Origin of the sequence: Paraferrimonas sp. SM1919 (assembly GCF_010993985.1) — a bacterium.
Taxonomy (GTDB): domain Bacteria; phylum Pseudomonadota; class Gammaproteobacteria; order Enterobacterales; family Shewanellaceae; genus SM1919.
In genome coordinates, this window is record NZ_WINH01000019.1 from 22991 (window position 1) to 42391 (window position 19401).

The 19401-nt window shown below is 43.7% G+C and carries 18 protein-coding genes, 1 pseudogene and 1 riboswitch; of the genes and pseudogenes, 10 read left to right on the forward strand and 9 right to left on the reverse strand.

Going from position 1 to position 19401, the window contains the following annotated elements; genetic code table 11:
- Positions 1–112 precede the first annotated feature (112 nt).
- A complete protein-coding gene (locus GFB48_RS12350) occupies positions 113–1678 on the reverse strand; it encodes a Na+/H+ antiporter NhaC family protein (protein ID WP_163936083.1) in 1566 nt (521 codons plus the stop codon).
- A gap of 76 nt (positions 1679–1754) precedes the next feature.
- Positions 1755–1933: riboswitch (Lysine riboswitch) on the reverse strand.
- A 205-nt stretch (positions 1934–2138) separates the two neighbouring features.
- On the opposite strand from GFB48_RS12350, the gene GFB48_RS12355 reads away from it, so the two are divergent.
- On the forward strand, positions 2139–3305 hold the full coding sequence (locus GFB48_RS12355; RefSeq protein ID WP_163936086.1) for an MFS transporter: 1167 nt from the start codon (positions 2139–2141) through the stop codon (positions 3303–3305).
- Here the strand turns inward: GFB48_RS12355 and GFB48_RS12360 are convergent.
- The 6 genes from GFB48_RS12360 to purM form a co-directional block, all read right to left on the reverse strand.
- Entirely contained in the window at positions 3296–3868 is a 573-nt protein-coding gene (locus GFB48_RS12360) for an alpha-ketoglutarate-dependent dioxygenase AlkB (RefSeq protein WP_163936089.1), read from the reverse strand. The genes GFB48_RS12355 and GFB48_RS12360 overlap by 10 nt on opposite strands.
- Complete coding sequence (locus GFB48_RS12365; protein WP_163936092.1) at positions 3868–4398, reverse strand: outer membrane beta-barrel protein; 531 nt, start codon at positions 4396–4398, stop codon at positions 3868–3870. Before GFB48_RS12365 ends, GFB48_RS12360 begins: the two co-directional genes overlap by 1 nt.
- Before the next feature lie 103 nt (positions 4399–4501).
- Complete coding sequence (locus GFB48_RS12370) at positions 4502–5707, reverse strand: cystathionine beta-lyase (RefSeq protein WP_240464870.1); 1206 nt, start codon at positions 5705–5707, stop codon at positions 4502–4504.
- 339 nt (positions 5708–6046) lie between these two features.
- Positions 6047–7711, reverse strand: a complete 1665-nt coding sequence (gene asnB, locus GFB48_RS12375; protein ID WP_163936095.1) for an asparagine synthase B — start codon at positions 7709–7711, stop codon at positions 6047–6049.
- A 191-nt stretch (positions 7712–7902) separates the two neighbouring features.
- Positions 7903–8544: a phosphoribosylglycinamide formyltransferase gene (purN, locus tag GFB48_RS12380; RefSeq protein ID WP_163936098.1), complete on the reverse strand. Its 642-nt coding sequence runs from the start codon at positions 8542–8544 to the stop codon at positions 7903–7905.
- A 1-nt stretch (position 8545) separates the two neighbouring features.
- On the reverse strand, positions 8546–9583 hold the full coding sequence (gene purM / locus GFB48_RS12385; protein ID WP_163936100.1) for a phosphoribosylformylglycinamidine cyclo-ligase: 1038 nt from the start codon (positions 9581–9583) through the stop codon (positions 8546–8548).
- Positions 9584–9891: 308 nt separating this feature from the next.
- Here purM and upp point away from each other — a divergent pair, with 308 nt between their 5' ends.
- From upp to hda, 3 genes are all read left to right on the forward strand, one after another.
- Complete coding sequence (gene upp, locus GFB48_RS12390) at positions 9892–10524, forward strand: uracil phosphoribosyltransferase (RefSeq protein ID WP_163936103.1); 633 nt, start codon at positions 9892–9894, stop codon at positions 10522–10524.
- 158 nt (positions 10525–10682) lie between these two features.
- Positions 10683–11684 (forward strand): DUF2066 domain-containing protein, encoded by a 1002-nt coding sequence (locus GFB48_RS12395; RefSeq protein WP_163936106.1) that lies wholly within the window; start codon positions 10683–10685, stop codon positions 11682–11684.
- Positions 11685–11762: 78 nt separating this feature from the next.
- The gene (gene hda / locus GFB48_RS12400) at positions 11763–12470 is read left to right on the forward strand and encodes a DnaA inactivator Hda (protein WP_163936108.1); all 708 of its coding nucleotides are present in this window, start codon (positions 11763–11765) and stop codon (positions 12468–12470) included.
- On the opposite strand, the gene GFB48_RS12405 is transcribed toward hda, so the two are convergent.
- Positions 12467–12853, reverse strand: coding sequence for a VOC family protein (locus GFB48_RS12405; protein ID WP_163936111.1), 387 nt, complete (start codon positions 12851–12853; stop codon positions 12467–12469). The genes hda and GFB48_RS12405 overlap by 4 nt on opposite strands.
- Positions 12854–12929: 76 nt before the next feature.
- On the opposite strand from GFB48_RS12405, the gene GFB48_RS12410 reads away from it, so the two are divergent.
- Complete coding sequence (locus GFB48_RS12410) at positions 12930–13172, forward strand: DUF1059 domain-containing protein (RefSeq protein WP_163936114.1); 243 nt, start codon at positions 12930–12932, stop codon at positions 13170–13172.
- Here the strand turns inward: GFB48_RS12410 and bioA are convergent.
- Complete coding sequence (gene bioA, locus GFB48_RS12415; protein ID WP_163936119.1) at positions 13169–14437, reverse strand: adenosylmethionine--8-amino-7-oxononanoate transaminase; 1269 nt, start codon at positions 14435–14437, stop codon at positions 13169–13171. The two genes, GFB48_RS12410 and bioA, sit on opposite strands and share 4 nt — an antisense overlap.
- Positions 14438–14554: 117 nt before the next feature.
- Here bioA and bioB point away from each other — a divergent pair.
- From bioB to GFB48_RS12440, 5 genes and pseudogenes are all read left to right on the forward strand, one after another.
- A pseudogene (gene bioB / locus GFB48_RS12420) lies at positions 14555–15493 on the forward strand (biotin synthase BioB); the annotation flags it as partial.
- 96 nt (positions 15494–15589) lie between these two features.
- Positions 15590–16705 (forward strand): 8-amino-7-oxononanoate synthase, encoded by a 1116-nt coding sequence (locus GFB48_RS12425; protein ID WP_163936124.1) that lies wholly within the window; start codon positions 15590–15592, stop codon positions 16703–16705.
- Positions 16705–17427 carry a methyltransferase domain-containing protein gene (locus GFB48_RS12430; RefSeq protein WP_163936127.1) on the forward strand — a complete coding sequence of 241 codons (723 nt, stop codon included), beginning with the start codon at positions 16705–16707 and terminating at the stop codon, positions 17425–17427. Before GFB48_RS12425 ends, GFB48_RS12430 begins: the two co-directional genes overlap by 1 nt.
- Before the next feature lie 37 nt (positions 17428–17464).
- Complete coding sequence (gene bioD / locus GFB48_RS12435; RefSeq protein WP_163936244.1) at positions 17465–18124, forward strand: dethiobiotin synthase; 660 nt, start codon at positions 17465–17467, stop codon at positions 18122–18124.
- A 143-nt stretch (positions 18125–18267) separates the two neighbouring features.
- Positions 18268–19401: a hypothetical protein gene (locus GFB48_RS12440; RefSeq protein ID WP_163936130.1), complete on the forward strand. Its 1134-nt coding sequence runs from the start codon at positions 18268–18270 to the stop codon at positions 19399–19401.

Genomic DNA, 19401 nt, shown 5'->3' on the forward strand with positions numbered 1-19401 from the left:
CAACTAAAAATAAGCTGATACTAAAAAGCCCTCAACAATAGTTGAGGGCTTTTTTATTGCAAGAACTTGATGGCAGCTAGCCATCATGGGCTAGGCTGCGGCGGTTAAACAGCTAACTGTACTTGCGTTTATTTAAAACAATAAAGATGACTGCTAGAAGTGCGCTACCTGTCGCAAGTGCAAAAAGCAATGATCCCGTAAAGCCAAGTACCAAATAACCGGCAATACTTGCAATAGCCGCAAGTAGCGCATAAGGAAGCTGGGTAGCAACATGGTCAATATGGTGACAGGCTGAACCCGTCGACGATAAAATAGTGGTATCTGAAATTGGCGAACAATGGTCGCCAAATACGCCTCCAGCTAATACCGCTGCCATACTGGCCATCATTAGACTTGGTTCCATGGCGCCAGCTAGGTTAGCGGCAATAGGCAACATGATTGCAAAAGTACCATAACTGGTGCCTGTGGCTAATGCGGTTAATGCACTCAATAAGAATACAAGCATAGGGATCATTGCTGCCGATAAATTACCTTGGGCAAGGGAGGCTAAAAATTTACCCGTTTGTAAGTCACTGATGACACCAGCGATCGTCCAAGCAAGCACCAAAATATAAACGGCTGGAAGCATGGATTTGATACCAGAAATGATACCTTGAGTGAGGTAGCTTGTAGGCTCACCTTTGACTTTTAACCAAATAATATTAACCGCGATGGTGATCATACCTGCGAAGCACATTGACTGTGAGCCTGCCGCATTTTCTAATGCACCAATTAAACTGAAACTTTGGCCATTTTGACTTAATACTGCAGCACCCGATTGCAGCATAAAAAACACCACCAATAGAATAAGCATCACCAGCGGCACGACTAAGTTGGCAACCGTGCCTTTCTCCGATTCTGGTAGGCCAATATCTTCACCTGCTGGGTTGCCTTTGGCGTGATCCCAAAGCTCCGCTTTTTTGGCGCGCATTTCAGCTTTTGCCATTGGCCCAATATTGATATCAAACAGCACCACACAAAGCAAAATAGCTAAGGCAAAAACCGCATAAAAATTCAAGGGGATCATTTGTACGAATACCGCCAGAGTACTGCTGTCGATACCATGTAAGACTAGAATACTGGCCAGTAGCGACATAATGTAAGCACCCCAAGTAGAAATGGGTGAAATCACACATACAGGCGCTGAAGTTGAGTCAATACAATAGGCAAGTTTCTCACGTGATATTTGATATCTATCCGTTACAGGGCGAGCGACGTTACCGACTAAGAGAGTATTAAAATAATCATCAATAAAAATAATGACCCCAAGAGCTAAGGTCATTAACTGGGAATCCTTGCCACTACGAACTTTAGATCTGGCCCAATTGCCAAATGCCGCAGTCCCACCGGATACTGAAATGATCGCCATCAGTGCTCCCATGCTAAGCAGAAAGCCTATGGTGTATAAATTCCAGCTGCTCCAGCTACCATCTTGCCAAACTAGCGCTATCGCTCGTGATATGGTTTCATCCGCAATAGCGGCAACTGAAAAGTCAGTCAGTAAAGCGATACCTGTTAAGATCCCAAGCCCTAATGAAAGTAAAACTTTACGGGTAATAATCGCCAAGCCAATCGCGATCACAGGGGGTAAAATTGAAAGTGCCGAATCGGCATAGTTAATATAATTATCTTGAACCATTGCGTACTACTTTTTTTGAATATAGTAACGGAGGCTTCTGAAAGGAATAATGTTGTGCCGTGAGGCAGTAAGACCTTTTTACAGTAGCGCTCCATAGTGTAAAAATTTACTATGGCAGTGCTGTACTTACTTCAGTACAGCCCCAGTTATTGGGGATGACGCCCCTTTAACTTCGGCATAGACTCCTTTCACTTAGGTTCATAGGTTGTCACCCTCAACTAAGCTACTGATAGCGTATGCGCCTCTACATTAATGCTTGTTTACAGATAATAATTATCTGTATTTAAGTCGAGCTAAAATGTTACCTTAAAGCACTTTATAAAAACAGCGTTACTACGATAACGAGGCCTAATTGTTAGGTTTTTGTGCTGAATTGGTTTGTATCAGCACTATGTCATTAACAATTTTGCAGCTTTTAAAGCCTTGCAGCTAACAGATGTAAGCGAATATAGGGATAAGTATGTCTAAAAATGTATGGCTATTGATGTTGAGCCAGGGAATGATCAGCGCTGGAGCACCGATCATGATGTTGTTTGGTGCTTTAGCAGGCTCTGAAATGGCACCCAATAGTATGTTTGCCACTTTACCGGTCGCACTCATGGTGATTGGTTTGTTTATTTCCGTTATGCCAGCCACTAAATTAATGGCGCGCTTTGGCCGTAAGCCTATTTTTATTTTGGCTATTTTATTAACCAGTAGCAGTGGTTTATTAGGATCGTTTGCCGTCTCTATAGGCCACTTCGAATTGTTGTGTTTAGCTAGTATCTTATTGGGTATGAGTGGTGCCATTAATGCCCAATACCGCTTTGCCGCTATGGAATCGGTTGCCCCTGAACTTGCCGCCAGTGCCGCCTCTAAAATATTGCTCGGTGGTCTGATTGCGGCCATCGTTGGCCCAGACTTGGCCTTGTATATGAATGGCTTATTCGAGGTGAACTATGTGGGAGCCTTCCTCGCCATGAGTGTGCTAGCCATTACCGGCTTAGTGTTTATCTCAGGCTATCAGCCTGTCGAAGTTAAAGACAATCAGCAAGTCCAAACTCTAAATATTCGTAAAAGACGTGAAGTGCTGGCCAATCCATTGATTTGGGTCGCTATATTAGGGGCAGCCGTTGCCTTTGCCATGATGAGCTTTATTATGACGGCCACGCCTTTGCACATGCACCACCACGAGCATTATTCACTCGCCGATACCAAATGGGTCATTCAAAGCCATATTATGGCGATGTATTTGCCTTCATTAGTCAGTGGTTGGTTATTTGCCAAGTTTGGTATTCGCAACATGATGTTAGCTGGTTTGTTCATATATGCGCTCACCTTAGTCATGGGCTTTTATTCAGAGGTATTTAGCCATTATTGGCTGACCCTAGTGCTATTGGGTATCGGCTGGAACTTTTTATTTGTGGGGGCGACGGCATTGCTGCCTAAATGCTATAACGAAGGGGAAGGTTTTAAGGTGCAGGGCATAAACGACACCCTAGTATTCGGCGTACAAGCCAGTGTTACCCTTGGGGCAGGTTGGGTGTTAGCCGTACTAGGCTGGCAAAGCTTGCTACTTAGCTGTATTCCATTACTTATTATTATGCTAATGGCCTTTGCTGTGGCTAGAAAAAGCAGTTATTCATAAAAGTTAGGGATTATCTCCCTAAAGGTCAGTGAAAACCTAGGCTCGAGCACTTTTAAACGTTTAGGAAGGGCATGCAAATAATCATTTTGCATGCCCTTTTTCATGTGTAAAAGAGAGCCAGATTTTAGCTGCAGTGACCATTTTTGCTGTGTTTGCCTGTGCTTGATATGTAAATCGCGGCTGGCTCCAAGTGATAAGATAAAGATGTCACTGTTAGGCACGATTTCAGGCTCGTTGTCTCGGTGCCACCCCATATGTTCTGTGCCATTACGGTAATGATTGACTAAACAGGCATTAAGCTGAGTGCTGAATGTTTCATTGAGTTTTAGACGGATGCCATCAATAGCTTTTGGGAAAGGGGTGGGGTCTAATAGTAGGCCCGAGTACTTATATTGGCAGCCAACAAGCGCTAACCATGCCTGTTGCCTAGGGATGAGGTGCTGCTTGCCGAATACGGTTACACTCGGTCTTGTCAATTCAAGCTGTTGTAGGGCCTGTAGCAGCAAATAAGATTGATCATCATTAAGCCAATGTTGGTCTATTTGCCATAAACAGTTTGCCATTAAAAGCGATAAACAACAGATAAGCTCAACAGTCTGAGCTGCTGTTTATTAAGGTCGGGGTAGACTTGATACTCTAATCTGGTAGAGACATCTGCGGTGATGATATAGGCGCCACCAAAGCCCCAAACATCCCCCCACCCCTTATCGTTGAGGTTAAATTCTGTGCCGTTAGATTGCCACTCATAGTGAATTTGACCTAGCCGGGCAAAGACATGGTGCTCATTAATATTAGGATAATGCAACATGGCGGCCATTTCGATACCACCAACCTTATAATTGCCCGCAGCGCCATCATTTAGCAGGGCTTTCGCCAACGAGTTATAGCCGCCTTCAAGACTCAACCAGTCTAGCAATTGGTACCCAGCAAAGACCCCATAGGCACCATTCGCATCGAAAATATCATGGGTATTGAGTGGAATTTGTTTTTGTAAGTCAGGTAATCGACTGTCACCCACTTTTACCCCTAAATAAATATCCTTCGCGACGGCTAATGATGGCAGCAATAAAAGCAATAAAATGACTGTACGCACTGTTTTTTCCTTTTCTTTGTAATCATTGTAAATATAGAAAAGAATTTTATAAGGTGCTGATAATTTGTAAAAAGCCCAAACTTAATTTGGGCTTTCGAGGGGATCAGTCTGCCAATGCTTGATTAAAGCGTTCAAAACCAGCTGCAAGGTCGGCAATCAAATCTTCTACATCTTCAAGGCCGATATGCAAACGTATGAGGGGACCATCGGCTTGCCAGTTTTTGATAGAACGAATGGCGTTGACATCATGGGTAGGCATGATCAGTGATTCAAATCCTCCCCAAGAGTAGCCCATTTTAAAATACTTCATACCATTGACCATGGCATTGACGGCGGCACGGTTACCACAGTTCAATACGAATGAAAACAAACCATTAGAACCATTAAAATCACGTTTAAAGAATTCATGACCAGGGTTGCTTGGAAAGGCGGGATGACGAAGATGATCGACCTCTGGGCGTGCTTCAATCCACTTCGCTATCTTTAATGCTGCCTGCTGGTGTTGCTTAAGACGAACTGACATAGTACGTAGGCCACGGGCGGCTAGATAAATGTCATCTGGTGAAACACAATAGCCCAGTAAGTAACTTTGTTCGCGTAGAGTCGGCCAAAGTGCTTCGGTGGTAGACGCGGTACCAAGCATCACATCGGAATGGCCAACCACATACTTGGTGGCGGCTTGCACGCAAACATCAATGCCAAAGCCTGAAGCATCAAAATTAACTGCGGTGCCCCAAGTGTTATCGAGCATGGTGATAATATTGTGTTTTTTAGCGACAGCGACAATGCTTGGAATATCTTGCACTTCCATAGTGATAGAGCCTGGGCTTTCGGTAAAGATCACCTTAGTGTTCTGTTGCACCAACTCTTCAATCCCAGCACCAATTAATGGATCGTAATAGGTGGTGGTTACCCCAAGGTTGGCCAGCATCTTGTCACAAAAATCACGGGTGGGTTCATACACAGTATCCACCATAAGTAAGTGGTCACCGGCTTTTAAAAATGACAATAAGGCACCGGTAATCGCGGCGGTACCACAGGGGTAAACGGCAGTACCCGCGTAGCCTTCAATCTCACTTATGGCTTCTTGAAAAGCAAAGGTGGTGTCTGTGCCGCGGCGGCCGTAAAACATAACTTTATCGCCACGATTTTGGGTGGCATGTTTTAATTCATCGGTATTGTGAAATACCACAGTTGAGGCGCGGGTAACACCTGGGTTTACGGTATTAGGGGCCCACTTTTTTGAGCGTCCTGCGCTAATGATCTGAGTATCTTTTTTCATTGTACTTAGGGTCTGTTGACCTTTCATGTTTACTTTATGTGCGAATTAAAGGGCAAGATAGCAAGGCACTCGAATTGAAGCATAGTTATTCTATGTAAAATGAGAGTAACACAGCTAGGCTGACCTTTAAACGCATCCTGCGGACAGCGTTTGTTAGCCATTTCAACTGCGTTGGCGCTCATTGGTGTGGAACAACCACACGTCAATCGCGCCGCCTTATTCCTTTTAAATAAAGAGCAAAGACTAACAAATTGCTGCAGAAACAAACAGCAAAGGTCAACAGACCCTAATTAGTATTTGTTTTAACAAAGAATAACATAACCAAAAGGAGCCGAAAGGCTCCTTTTAATAATTAACACTTATGGATTAGTAACTATCGTTATGAACCGCTTTCATTGCTCGTCCAGATGGATCGGCATTATTCATAAAGCTTTCATCCCAAGCCAATGCCTCAGGTGTAGAACACGCTACAGATTTACCACCTGGAACACATTGCGCGGCAGATTCCTGTGGGAACAGCTCAGTAAAGATAGAGCGGTACAGGTAGCCTTCTTTGGTATCCGGCGTATTGTGTGGGAACTTAAAGTGTGCGTTTTCCAACTCTTGGGCAGAAACTAGCTTTTCAGCTTGTTCTTTTAAGCCATCAATCCAAGAGTAACCTACGCCGTCACTGAATTGTTCTTTTTGACGCCATGCTACTGACTCTGGTAAATCGTCGGCAAAGGCTTCACGCAGGGCGTGCTTCTCAATGCGCTCACCAGTGATCATTTTCGCTTCTGGGTTAAAGTTCATGGCGATGTCAATGAACTCTTTATCTAAGAAAGGCACTCGAGCTTCAATCCCCCAAGCGGCCATGGCTTTATTCGCTCGGGCACAGTCAAACATATGCAGTTTGTCTAGTTTACGCACCGTTTCTTCGTGAAACTCTTTGGCGTTAGGGGCTTTGTGGAAGTATAAGTAGCCACCAAATAGCTCATCTGAACCTTCACCTGAAAGGACCATCTTAATACCCATGGCTTTAATTTTACGCGCCATTAGATACATTGGTGTTGAAGCACGAATCGTGGTCACATCATAAGTTTCAAGATGATAAATGACGTCTTTGAGGGCATCCAACCCTTCTTGGAAAGTAAAATTGATTTCGTGATGAATGGTTCCCAAATGGTCTGCTACTTTTTGTGCCGCAATAAGATCTGGAGCCCCTTTAAGACCGACAGCAAATGAGTGCAGTTGTGGCCACCAAGCATCAGACTGATCATTGTCTTCAATGCGTTTGTTGGCAAACTGTTTAGTAATGGCTGAAATCACCGATGAATCAAGACCACCAGATAGCAACACACCATAAGGCACGTCAGACATTAGCTGGCGTTTTACGGCATCTTGTAGACCCTTACGCAAGTCTTGAACATTTGCAGGGTTGTCTTTGACTTCATCAAAATTGCGCCATTGACGATGGTAGTACTGCGTTAGCTCACCGATTTGTGAATCTAAGAAGTGACGGGGTTGAAATTCTTCTATGGTGCGGCACACAGGGCTAAGGGCTTTCATTTCTGAGGCGACATAAAAGTTTCCTGATTCGTCAAAACCCGTGTATAGCGGGATAATGCCCATATGGTCACGACCAATTAGGTAGCGGTCATTTTTAATGTCATAGAGTACGAAGGCAAAAATACCATTGATCTTATCTAGAAAATCATTTCCGTATTCTTGGTAAAGAGCCAAAATAACTTCACAATCGGATTCAGTTTGGTAAGTGTATTTATCACCAAGTTCTGCTTTTAGTTCTTTGTGATTATAAATCTCACCATTGACTGCAAGCACAATCGATTTATCTTCGCTGTAAAGAGGTTGGGCACCACTGTTTACACCGACAATTGATAGACGTTCATGGGCAAGGATAGCCTTGTCTGAGGCATAAATACCTGACCAATCTGGGCCACGGTGGCGAAGCTTTTTAGACATTTCTAAAGCAACGCTGCGTAGCTTAGATGGATCAGATTTGATATCAAGGATGGAAAATACTGAACACATACTGCTAACTCCGGCAAAAATAAAGTTTACTTAACTGTAATGCACTCATAAGTACCATAGTGACAGCCGTTAGCACAGTGAAAAAATCTTAACTTTGTGTTGCAGTTGTTAACATCTGCTTGTTGAAATGTCGTGGCGCACAAAAAAACCGCATTTAATGCGGTTTTTTGTATGATAATCAAACGCAACGCTTATTCGCTGGCATAACCATTTTCAGGTAAAACTTGGCCATCCAGGATGGCTTTATCAGCTTGCATAATTAAACGACCATCAATAAACCATTGCACGACCATAGGATAGATGCGATGTTCTTGATCGTGAACACGCTCTTGCAAGGTGGCGATATCGTCATCGGCAAATACTGGCACCTTGCCCTGTAAAATCACTGGACCACCGTCAACTTCTGCAGTCACAAAATGCACCGAAGCCCCATGGGTGTCATCGTTATTTTCAATGGCACGGGCATGGGTATTTAACCCTGGGTATTTGGGTAGTAATGAAGGGTGGATGTTAATCATCTTGCCTTGGTACTTAGCCACGAACTCCGGGGTTAAAATACGCATAAAGCCAGCTAAGATAATTAAATCTGGATTTAACTTATCAATTTCAGCGGCTAAGCGTTTGTCGTAATCACTGCGGGTTTCATCGGCAATGGCTGGTAGACTAATGGCATCAATCTCATCAGATTTGGCACGCTCGAGGCCGTAAGCATCCGCTCGGTTGCTGATCACCCCGACAATACGTCCTGCTACGTCATCATTACAGCTAGAATCTATGATGGCCTGTAGGTTAGAGCCATTACCTGAAATTAAAACCACCAGTCGTTTGGTCATGTTAGCGGATCTCCACTTGTGCTTCTTCACCTTGGCGCGGTGCAATTTCACCAATTACCCAGGCGTTTTCTCCGTTAGCGGTCAGGATCTCAACGGCTTTGTCGGCGTTATCTTGATCAACCACTAAAATTAAGCCTACACCACAGTTAAAGGTGCGGTACATTTCTTCGGTGGCAATATTACCGTTTTCCTGCAACCAGTTAAATACGGTTGGCCACTGCCAGCTGTCTTTTTGGCAAATTGCCTTGGCACTTTGGGGTAATACCCTAGGAATATTTTCCCAGAAGCCACCGCCGGTAATATGGGAAATGGCATGCACTGGCATTTGCTCGATTAAGTTTAGCGTTGATTTCACATAAATCTTGGTTGGTTCTAATAAATGTTCAATCAGTGGCTTACCCTCTAGGTCTTGCTGAGGGTCAGCAGCAGAGACTTCTAGTACCTTACGGATCAAAGAATAACCATTGGAGTGAGGGCCTGATGACCCCAGTGCCACCAAGGCTTGACCAGGGGCCACGTTGCTACCATCAATTACGTTTTCTTTTTCAACTACACCAACACAAAAGCCTGCAAGATCGTAATCTTCACCTTCATACATACCTGGCATTTCAGCGGTTTCACCACCGATTAGAGCGCAACCGGATTGGCTACAACCTTCACCAATACCGCTGACAACATCAGTAGCGACATCAACATCCAATTTACCTGTTGCGTAATAATCTAAGAAAAACAGAGGTTCAGCACCTTGTACAATTAAATCATTAACACACATCGCAACAAGATCGATACCCACTGTATCGTGCTTTTTGTGATCGATAGCAAGGCGCAACTTAGTGCCAACACCATCGGTGCCAGATACCAAGACGGGATGCTTGTATTTTGTTGGAAGCTCACACAGGGCGCCAAAACCACCAATGTTACCCATAACTTCAGGTCTGTGGGTCTTTTTAACGACCGATTTAATGTTATCAACTAGTTTGTTACCGGCATCAATATCGACGCCAGCATCTTTATAGCTTAATTGTTGTTTTGCGCTCACAATAATTCCTTACAAGCTTTGGTCAGCCTAAATTTTAAGCTGTGGTGTAAATTGCGCAACATTCTAACAGGTTGCATAGCGGGTCTAAAGCAGCAGTTTGCTAACATTAATTTTATTGAAGTAGATGAAACTTATCATTGCTTTTTTAGGAAATTCGCTATCCCTCAATTTTTGCGGGTTTTGCGAACAGTTAAATACATCATTAAGCAAAACTTTGAAGGAGCTCAAAGGGATAAAAAATTCACTCTGTTATTCTAAAAAGGTTTACAATTACATTAGTTTAAAAATTGTTCAGCTAAGGAGCGCCCATGGCCGTTATTGAGTTATCTAACCCACTTGTTCAACATAAAGTATCTTTATTGCGCCGTGGCGATATTAGCTGTAAAGAGTTCAGGGAGTTAGTTGCGGAAATTTCTATTTTACTGACCTATGAAGCCTGTCGTGATTTACCCCTAGAAAATAGAAAAATTCAAGGTTGGGATGGCGAGATTGAGCAACCCATTTTAGCAGGCAAAAAACCTACGGTGGTACCGATTTTAAGAGCGGGAGTTGGGATGTTAGAAGGGGTATTACAAATGCTGCCTTCTGCCCGGGTGTCGGTAGTGGGAATGGAAAGAAATGAACAAACATTAGAGCCAGTATGGTATTTCCAAAAAATTGTTCAAGAAGTGGATCAACGCCCCGCGATCGTGATTGACCCTATGTTGGCAACCGGTGGTTCTATGATAGAAACCATCAACCTACTCAAGAGTAAGGGATGTAAGCAAATTAAGGCGCTGGTGTTGGTAGCCGCTCCTGAAGGAATAAAAGCAATGCAAAATGCTCACCCTGATGTCGTTATTTATGCGGGTAAGGTAGATTCACACTTAAATGAAAATGGCTATATTATCCCTGGCTTGGGAGATGCAGGGGATAAGATTTTTGGCACGATCATGAAATAAGTCGGCTAAAAAATAAGCGCTTGTTAAGCTCCTATCTGAATAGGAGCTTTTTTTTGTTTGATAATAAACTGTGAGTTTAAAAAGTTATGTTACACTCTTGAAAAAACAAACAGAAATTGTGAATTATGGTCAGATTTTTTACGGCTTTATTATTTCTAATGAGCTGCAACCTTTTCGCGGTTGAAGTCCAAAGGCTCAACCAAACTCAAATAGATGTCCCCGATCGTTCTCGTGCAGAATTAAATAAAGCAATCGAGCTCGGTATGCAGAACATTATTTTAAAAATTTCTACCGAGGAGTCCCTTGCGCACCCGTTGGTTCAAGCCAGAGTTAAAGTTGCAAATCAGTTTTTAAGAAAGTATTCCTACGAACAAGGTTCGGGATTAATACTTGAGCTTGAATATGATTTAGATGCGATTGAAAAAGTTTTAAGAACCGCGCAACTGCCAGTTTGGGGCAAGCAAAGACCAATGACCTTAGTTTGGTTAAATGACCAAACGACTGATTCGATTATCTCAGAATCCAACTTAACTCAGTCAGAATTACCATTGGCAAGCATTGCCGATAAATTGGGATTACCTGGCATTTTACCGACCATGGATCTAGATGATTTGTCACAGGTTAATGCAAATGATATCAAAGGTTGGTTTATCGCTAATATAGCGACTGCATCAAAGCGTTATCCTACGGATTTTTTTGTGGTTGCTAATTTGAGTCGTCGAGCAGGATTTTTTGAATTGGAGATGCAGTTGTTTAACAGTACAGTGCAAGAGGCCAGCTTTTATCAACCAATATTCAGTCGCAAATCCCAACTCGATGATAAAAATCAGTCGGCTAGCAAATTAGTGAATTGGCTGAAAGATTTTTATATCAACCGTTATGCTCGAGTGAGTACAGATGGGCAACAATCGCTGTTATTAACACTGAATAATATTGATGGTATTGAAGCATTAACTGCCGCAGAAAAGCACATAAGTTCAATGAGTCAAGTTAAGGCCATTCAAATTAATCAAGTCAATCACCATGGCGTTGAACTTATGGTTGAACTGTATACCACAGAAGCGGACTTTTTGAATGCCCTCAAGCTAGATCCTAAAATAGAGTCACTGTTACAAGAGCAACAGCAAACCTATGAACATCAGTATATTTGGCGCAATTAATAGTACGAATGGGGAGTTGATTTGTTTAAAGCTCGCTGAGTTTGTATAATCACTCCTTAATTTATAGAGACTTTACTGTTGAAACCGGTGTTTTCTTCCCAATTATCCTTACAAGTGCATTTACCTGACGATGAAACTTTTGAAAGTTACTATTCAGCGGGTAATGACCAACTTATCTCAAGCCTGCGCCTGAGCGCGAAAGGTCAAGGAGAGGCGTGCACTTATTTATGGGGAGCAGGACAATCAGGACGGACCCATCTGTTGCATGCTGCATGTGCTGAGGCAACAGAACAGGGAAGACAAACTTTCTACTTGCCTTTTAGTATTCAAGCCAGTATGTCACCGGCAATTCTAGAAGGATTAGAGAATCTGGATTTGATTTGCATTGATGATGTTGATCAAATAGCGGGCAACCCTATTTGGGAAGAAGCTTTATTCCATTTTTATAACCGCGTGTTAGAGACGGGTAAGGCTTCGTTGGTGTTAACCGCCACCGCGCCAGTAAAAGAAGCGGGTTTTTTATTACCGGATCTAAAATCTCGCTTACAATGGGGAGTGTCATATCAGTTACAACCCATAGCGGATGAGCAGAAGCTGCAAGCATTGCAGCATCGAGCCGAATTAAGGGGGTTGCAGCTCCCCGAAGATGCAGGCCGATTTTTGATAAACCGACTGACTCGTGATATGCGTACCCTTTATGATGTGCTTGATAGGTTAGATAAAGCCTCATTGGTGCATAAACGCCGTTTGACCATACCTTTTATTAAAGAAACCTTACACCTTTAGTTTTCATAAAGCTCTAGGGGTAAATCATCGGGATCGGCAAAAAAGGTAAAGCGCTTGCCGGTTAATTCATCCAGCCTAATTGGCTCCACTTCGATACCTTTACTTTTTAATTCTGCTGCACAGGCATCAATATCTTCCACGCTAAAAGCAAGGTGCCTTAAGCCTTGGGCTTCGGGTCTGCTTGGTCTTGTAGGAGGATTAGGAAACGAAAATAATTCAATTTGACTGCCGTCGGGCAGCGCTAAATCCAATTTATAAGAGTCTCTTTGCTGTCTATAGGTTTCTTTGATTATGGTTAACCCTAAAACGTCAGTATAAAAAGCCTTGGACTCGCGGTAGTCAGAACAAATAATGGCGAGGTGGTGGATTTTTTGTAAGTGCATAAGTTAATTTGTTTTTGGTATCGGTACTAGGCTAAATTAACACAGACTTAAACGAATAAGAAAGGAAGCGATGCCAATGAAAAAGATGACCTGTAAACAGCTTGGCGGTGCCTGTGATGTTGAATTTACTGCCGCCACCTTCGAAGAAATGGCCGAGCAAAGTAAGCAACATGGTATGTTAATGCATCAACAGCAAGATAAAGCCCACCTTGCAGCAATGCTGAAAATGGGCGAATTAATGCAAGACAAGCAGGCAATGCAGCAATGGTTCGAGTTTAAAAAACAAGAGTTTGATGCATTGCCGGATGTAAGTACTTAGCTCTCCCTTGCTACTGTAATTAGTGCATCAATTAAGGTATTAAGCTCTGCTTCATTGATGCAATAGGGGGGCATAATGTAAATCAACTTGCCGAATGGGCGTACCCATACTCCCAGTTCTATAAAGCGTTTTTGCAAACTGGCCATATCGACTGGCTTGACCATTTCTAATACCCCAATTGAGCCTAAGACTCGTACTTCGGCGACAGCATCAAACTCGGCTGCAGGGGCTAAGCCCAGCTTTAATTGGCTTTCAATGGCAGCCACTTGGTTTTGCCAGTGGCCTTCCATAATAAGCTCTAGGGACGCATTGGCGACACTGCAGGCCAACGGGTTGCCCATAAAAGTCGGGCCATGCATAAACACCCCGGCTGGGCTGTCGCTGATGCCTGAGGCAACTTCGCTGGTGGATAGGGTCGCGGCCAAGGTCATATAGCCGCCAGTAAGGGTTTTGCCCACACACATAATATCTGGGCAGATCCCGGCATGGTCGGCACCAAATAACTTACCTGTACGGCCAAAGCCGGTGGCAATTTCATCAAGAATAAGTAGCACATTGTGCTTATCACAAAGTTGACGAATAAGTGTCAGGTATTCAGGGCTATAAATGCGCATACCGCCAGCCCCTTGAACTACAGGTTCGATGATCATCGCCGCTAGCTCATTATGGTGCTCGTTAAAGGCCTGGGTAATATTGTCGATGTCCTGCTGGCATAATGGTTGATTGTAAGGGGTTATCGGCGCTGGGGCGAAAATTTGCTTATTAAGGCTACCTTCAAACATAGAATGCATGCCATTTTCAGGGTCACACACCGCCATCGCCCCAAAGGTATCACCATGGTAACCATTAAGTACCGTCAGGATTTTGGTTTTTTGTGGTTGCTGGCGCCCTTGCCAATATTGAATGGCCATTTTTAAGGCCACCTCAACGGCAACCGACCCTGAGTCCGCCAAGAAGACTTTATCCAGGCCCTTTGGACTTAAACTAACCAGCTTTTTACCCAGTTCGATGGCTGGCTCATGGGTGAGGCCGCCAAACATCACATGGCTGACCTTGTCCACCTGATCTTTAATGGCTTGATTGAGCCTAGGATGGTTATAACCATGCAGGACTGACCACCAAGAACTCATGCCATCAATTACTTGAAGACCATTCTCTAATTCAAGCTGAACGCCCTTTGCTGAAACCACGCCGTAGCAGGGCAGCGGGTTATTCATAGAGGTATAAGGGTGCCAGAGGTGATCTTTATCGAACTGAATATCCATAGCTTATTTTTTAACCATTAGTAACGCTAATTCTTGTTTGTATGTTGACAGTGTAATGCTGGCCAGTATCCTTGCCAATAACTAAAAATAATTAATTTTAAATGCTGGATTTTTCACATGGATTCCCTAACACCGCGTCACGACTGGACCAATGAACAGATCGAACAGTTATTTGCACTGCCAATGAATGACTTATTGTTTCGTGCTCATAGTGTGCATCGCCAAGTATTCAACCCAAATGAAGTACAGGTAAGCCGCCTACTTTCAATTAAAACCGGTGCTTGCCCAGAAGACTGTAAGTATTGCCCACAGTCTGCCCGATATAATACTGGCCTTGAAAAAGAGCGCTTGATGGAAGTTGAGCGTGTGTTAGAAGAAGCCAATAAAGCCAAACAATCGGGCGCGACTCGTTTTTGTATGGGTGCCGCTTGGCGTAACCCAAACGCCCGTGATATGCCTTATATCCTAGATATGATTAAAGGTGTTAAGGGCATGGGCATGGAAACCTGTATGACCCTGGGTATGCTCGATGGCGAGCAAGCGAAAGAGTTAGCCGAAGCGGGCTTAGATTATTACAACCACAACCTAGATACGGGGCCAGAATTTTATGGTGACATTATTACTACCCGTACCTATGGCGACCGCATGGATACCTTGCAAAACGTTCGTGATGCCGGCATGAAAGTGTGCTCTGGCGGTATTGTGGGTATGGGTGAGCAGCCTAAAGATCGCGTGGGCTTACTGCAAGCTCTCGCCAATATGGAGCGTCAGCCAGAATCCGTGCCAATTAACATGTTGGTTAAAGTAGCTGGTACGCCACTCGATAGTGTTGATGACTTAGACCCATTGGAGTTTGTGCGTACTATTGCTGTTGCTCGCATTGTGATGCCTCGTTCACGGGTACGTTTATCTGCTGGTCGTGAGGGCATGACCGATGAAATGCAAGCCATGTGTTTCTTTGCTGGTGCTAACTCTATTTTCTACGGTTGTAAGCTATTAACCACTGAAAACCCGGAAGAAAGTGATGATATGCAGCTGTTTAAACGTTTAGGGTTAACTCCGGCTGCGGGCGATCCTGTGCCCCTTGAGAATGTTGCCCGACAACTGGCCGATGCAACCCCTGATCCTCGTTTTTATAACGCTGGATAAATTATGTGGCAGGCCAAGCTTGATGCCCAGTTAAGCGCGCAGCAATCTAAGCAATTGTTGCGCTCTCGGGTGGGCATAAATAACCAAGCGAGTATGGGCATAGTACGTGCAGGAAAGTCTGTCATTAACTTTGCCAGTAATGATTACCTTGGCTTGGCCGCTCGTTCGCCAACAAGTTTTAGCGGGTGGGTAGGGTCGGGCGCCTCGCCACTGGTTAGCGGTTACACTATTGAACAGCAACGTCTAGAGCAAAGCCTATGTGAATTATTGGGTTTTGAATCGGCGCTGCTGTTTTGCTCTGGCTTTAGTGCCAATTACGCCTTGCTAAAAACCCTATCGGTTAATTTTGAGCAAGTAGTGGCAGATAAACTGATCCATGCTTCTATGGTCGATGGCATTGTTGCCAGTGGCGCTAAGTTAAGACGCTTTGGCCATAATGATCACAAGCGTGCCGAAGCGTTAATGGCGAAAGCGCAAGCATCGTTATTAGTGACCGAGAGTGTGTTTAGCATGGATGGCGATATCGCACCAATGACTCAGTTACAAGCATTGTGTAACAGTGACAGTGCCATGCTAATCGATGATGCCCACGGTTTTGGGGTTATTGGCCAGCATGGTTTAGGGGCGTGTGAATACGCTAAGCCAGACATTTTAGTGATCACCTTTGGTAAAGCCATGGGCTGCCAAGGGGCGGCGGTATTGGCCTCTAAAAGTGTGACTGATTATATGCAGAATTTTGCCAGACATTACGTGTATTCAACGGCCCTTAGCCCTGTGATGTGTAATATTGCCTTAGATGCGGTTGAGCAAATCAAAGCGGGCGAGCAAAAGCAAAAACTTGACAGTAATTTGGACTACTTTAACCAGCAAGCCCGCCATTATGGTGTCAATGCGGTGGCACAAACCCCGATTGTACCGGTCAATATGGCATCAAATGATTCACTGCTTGCTACCCAGCAGAGTTTGCTTGATGCAGGCTTTTTTGTCGGAGCCATGCGTACTCCTACGGTTGCCAGTCCAAGACTTAGGCTCACCATCACCAGTGAGCATTCAAAACTGCAAATACAAGGCCTCTGTCAAGCCTTGGCGGATGACGTTAGTAAAGAACAGGAGGGCTGATGAGTACTTTAAAAGCCCAGGTGGCGAAAAGTTTTGGTAATGCCGCTAAGCTCTATCATTCAAGGGCTAAGGTGCAAAGCTTAAGTGCTCAAGCGCTACTACAGGGCCATACCCTAAAAGGGCAGGTGCTTGATTTAGGCTGTGGCCCCGGTGGTTATTTATTTGAGGCTTTAGCCCCGCAGTCACAGTGTCAGTACTTTGGCTTAGATCTGAGCTTAGATATGCTTAAAACCCATCAGGGCGAGCGTAAAATTCAAGGGGATGCCGAGCAGCTTCCGTTACAGAATGCTGCAATAGATGCGATTGTCTCCAATATGGCGATGCAATGGTGCCAATTAGATGCTTTAGCACAGGAATGCTATCGGGTGCTAAAGCCCAAAGGCAGGCTCCTAAGTGCCATTGTTTGTCAGGGTTCGTTATCTGAGTTAAGCCGTATCGGCATGAGCGTCAATACCCTACCAAGCCGAGCCAAAGTGGAATCAGCCTTTACCCAAGCGGGTTTTCAGCTGAGCATTGAAATGCAAACCTTGACTGTCGAGTTTGATAGCCCTAAGGCATTATTTCAATCGATTAAGGGCATTGGTGCCAGCAGTACCCAGTCAAACTGTCAGGGCCTCAAAGGTAAACGTTGGTGGCAACAGAGCTGTGCAGCGCTTGAGCAACAGGGATTAACCCTGAGTTACCAAGTGGCACTGCTGTATGCTGAGAAGCTACCTCAGTAAGTTCTGAACATGACAATGATTAAGAAAAACTAACATGATTTATTTTGTGACCGGTACCGATACCGATGCCGGAAAAACCCTAGTTTCCAGTGGCTTATTACACTTAGCCAAACAGCAGGGCAGCACCCTTGGCATTAAGCCCATCGCCTCTGGTTGTGAGTGGATTGACAATAGACTGTCCAATGCCGATGCCCGCTCGTTAATCAACGAGTCGACCATTGCACTGGATTATCAGCAACATAACCCGTTTAGTTTCGAGCCTGCAATTGCGCCGCATATTGCTGCAATAGAAGCAGGGGTTGATTTAACTTTAGCGTCGATTGATGCTGCCCTACCCAAAGCAGCCATGGGCCAAGCGGATTTTTGTTTGGTTGAGGGCGCGGGGGGGTGGCAGCTGCCGATTAATGGGACTGAATATTTACCTACGCTGGTGCTTGATAATCAGTGGCCCATTATTTTAGTCGTCGGTATGAAACTGGGCTGTTTAAATCATGCTTTATTAACTCAGCAAGTCATTGAGGCCCAAGGGGGTAAAGTGGTGGGCTGGGTGGCGAATCGGGTTGATAAAAACATGAGCCGCTTTGAAGATAATCTCAAGCATTTACAACAAGCTATTAATGCGCCGTGTTTAGGTGTCGTACCCTATTTAGATGAGATCAGCACGGCTAGGGTTGCCAATTATTTAGCATTACCCTGATGTCCATTTAAAACAGACAAAAGCGACCTATTGGTCGCTTTTTTTTATGGCGTAATGGTGTTTGTAACTAGGATTAATGTTGCCTGAATGTTTTCGCTAAGGTAAAGTGCTAGCAACGGAGAACGTGATAATGGAATATAATTTTGTCTTCTTTCAACCAGATATTTATTGGGCTGTGTTTAATTGTTATTAGCCTAAGTCTCTTTCAAGATAAAAACGACCCTAAAACCATAAAACCAACCGTTCCAAAGGAATGTGTTGAGTGTATCGCTCAAATAGAGGCTGTAGTTGCAGGAGAACCAATACGTTTTAATCTTCTGAAATCTCTTATTTCTAAAAGCTATGATGAAGATAAAATCGAGAGATTAATTCTGTCTTTAATAAATATGCCTGAATTTAATCATAAGCAAAAAGGGGTGTTGATTAGTCAACTAGCGGATATTTATAAAAGTCGGTATCATTTTTATAAAGCAATGACACTGCTAAGTAAGTATGAAAGCAGTTATCCCGAATTTTCTTCAAAAATTAAGGGTATTAATTCTCAATTTGAGAGTTGGCAGTCTGAGAGAAATACTAATTTAGGATATAGGTCTGGCAGAGGCAATGGCACCACTGGCCATATGAAGGGTAAAGTAAACGTTGTTTATGTGCATATATCGGATAGAAAATCTAAAAATAAGCTCTGGAACACCCAATTAATTAACCGTAATAAGGGTAACCTTAGCAGTGTAAAAGATTGGCTATTACAACAGGCGCATCTTTATAATGTGTCTAATTTTGATATTAATTTTCACATCCATGCTGTCGCTTTACATAAGGGAATAACATCAAAATGGTTTAGAACTCAGGGTTTTGAATTCTATTTTAAGTCTGTTTTTGCTAAAGATATTGGCTTTGAAAATTCACAGCAAATGTTGAAGCATTATAGTAATAATGGCCGCAATGAAGTCGCTTTTGTTTTTCATTTAAATTATTCTGAGCGCTCATGGGCATATAGATGTGGAGCTGAAACTGGCTATTGTAATTTTCTAGAATTTGCGATGATTACTGAAAAACCAGAGGATAAATATACCCCACAAGTGATTGCCCATGAAATATTACACTTGTTTGGTTCCCCAGATTTATATCTGATCCCTTATGCTAAACACTTTGCAACGACAGATGTTATGAATTACTACAGTTCAGATTTGAAATGGTCGGCAATTTCACCCGTAACAGCATGGGTAATAGGTTGGTCAGAAGAACACGGAAAAGTTCCATTTAAAATAATAAGGTGA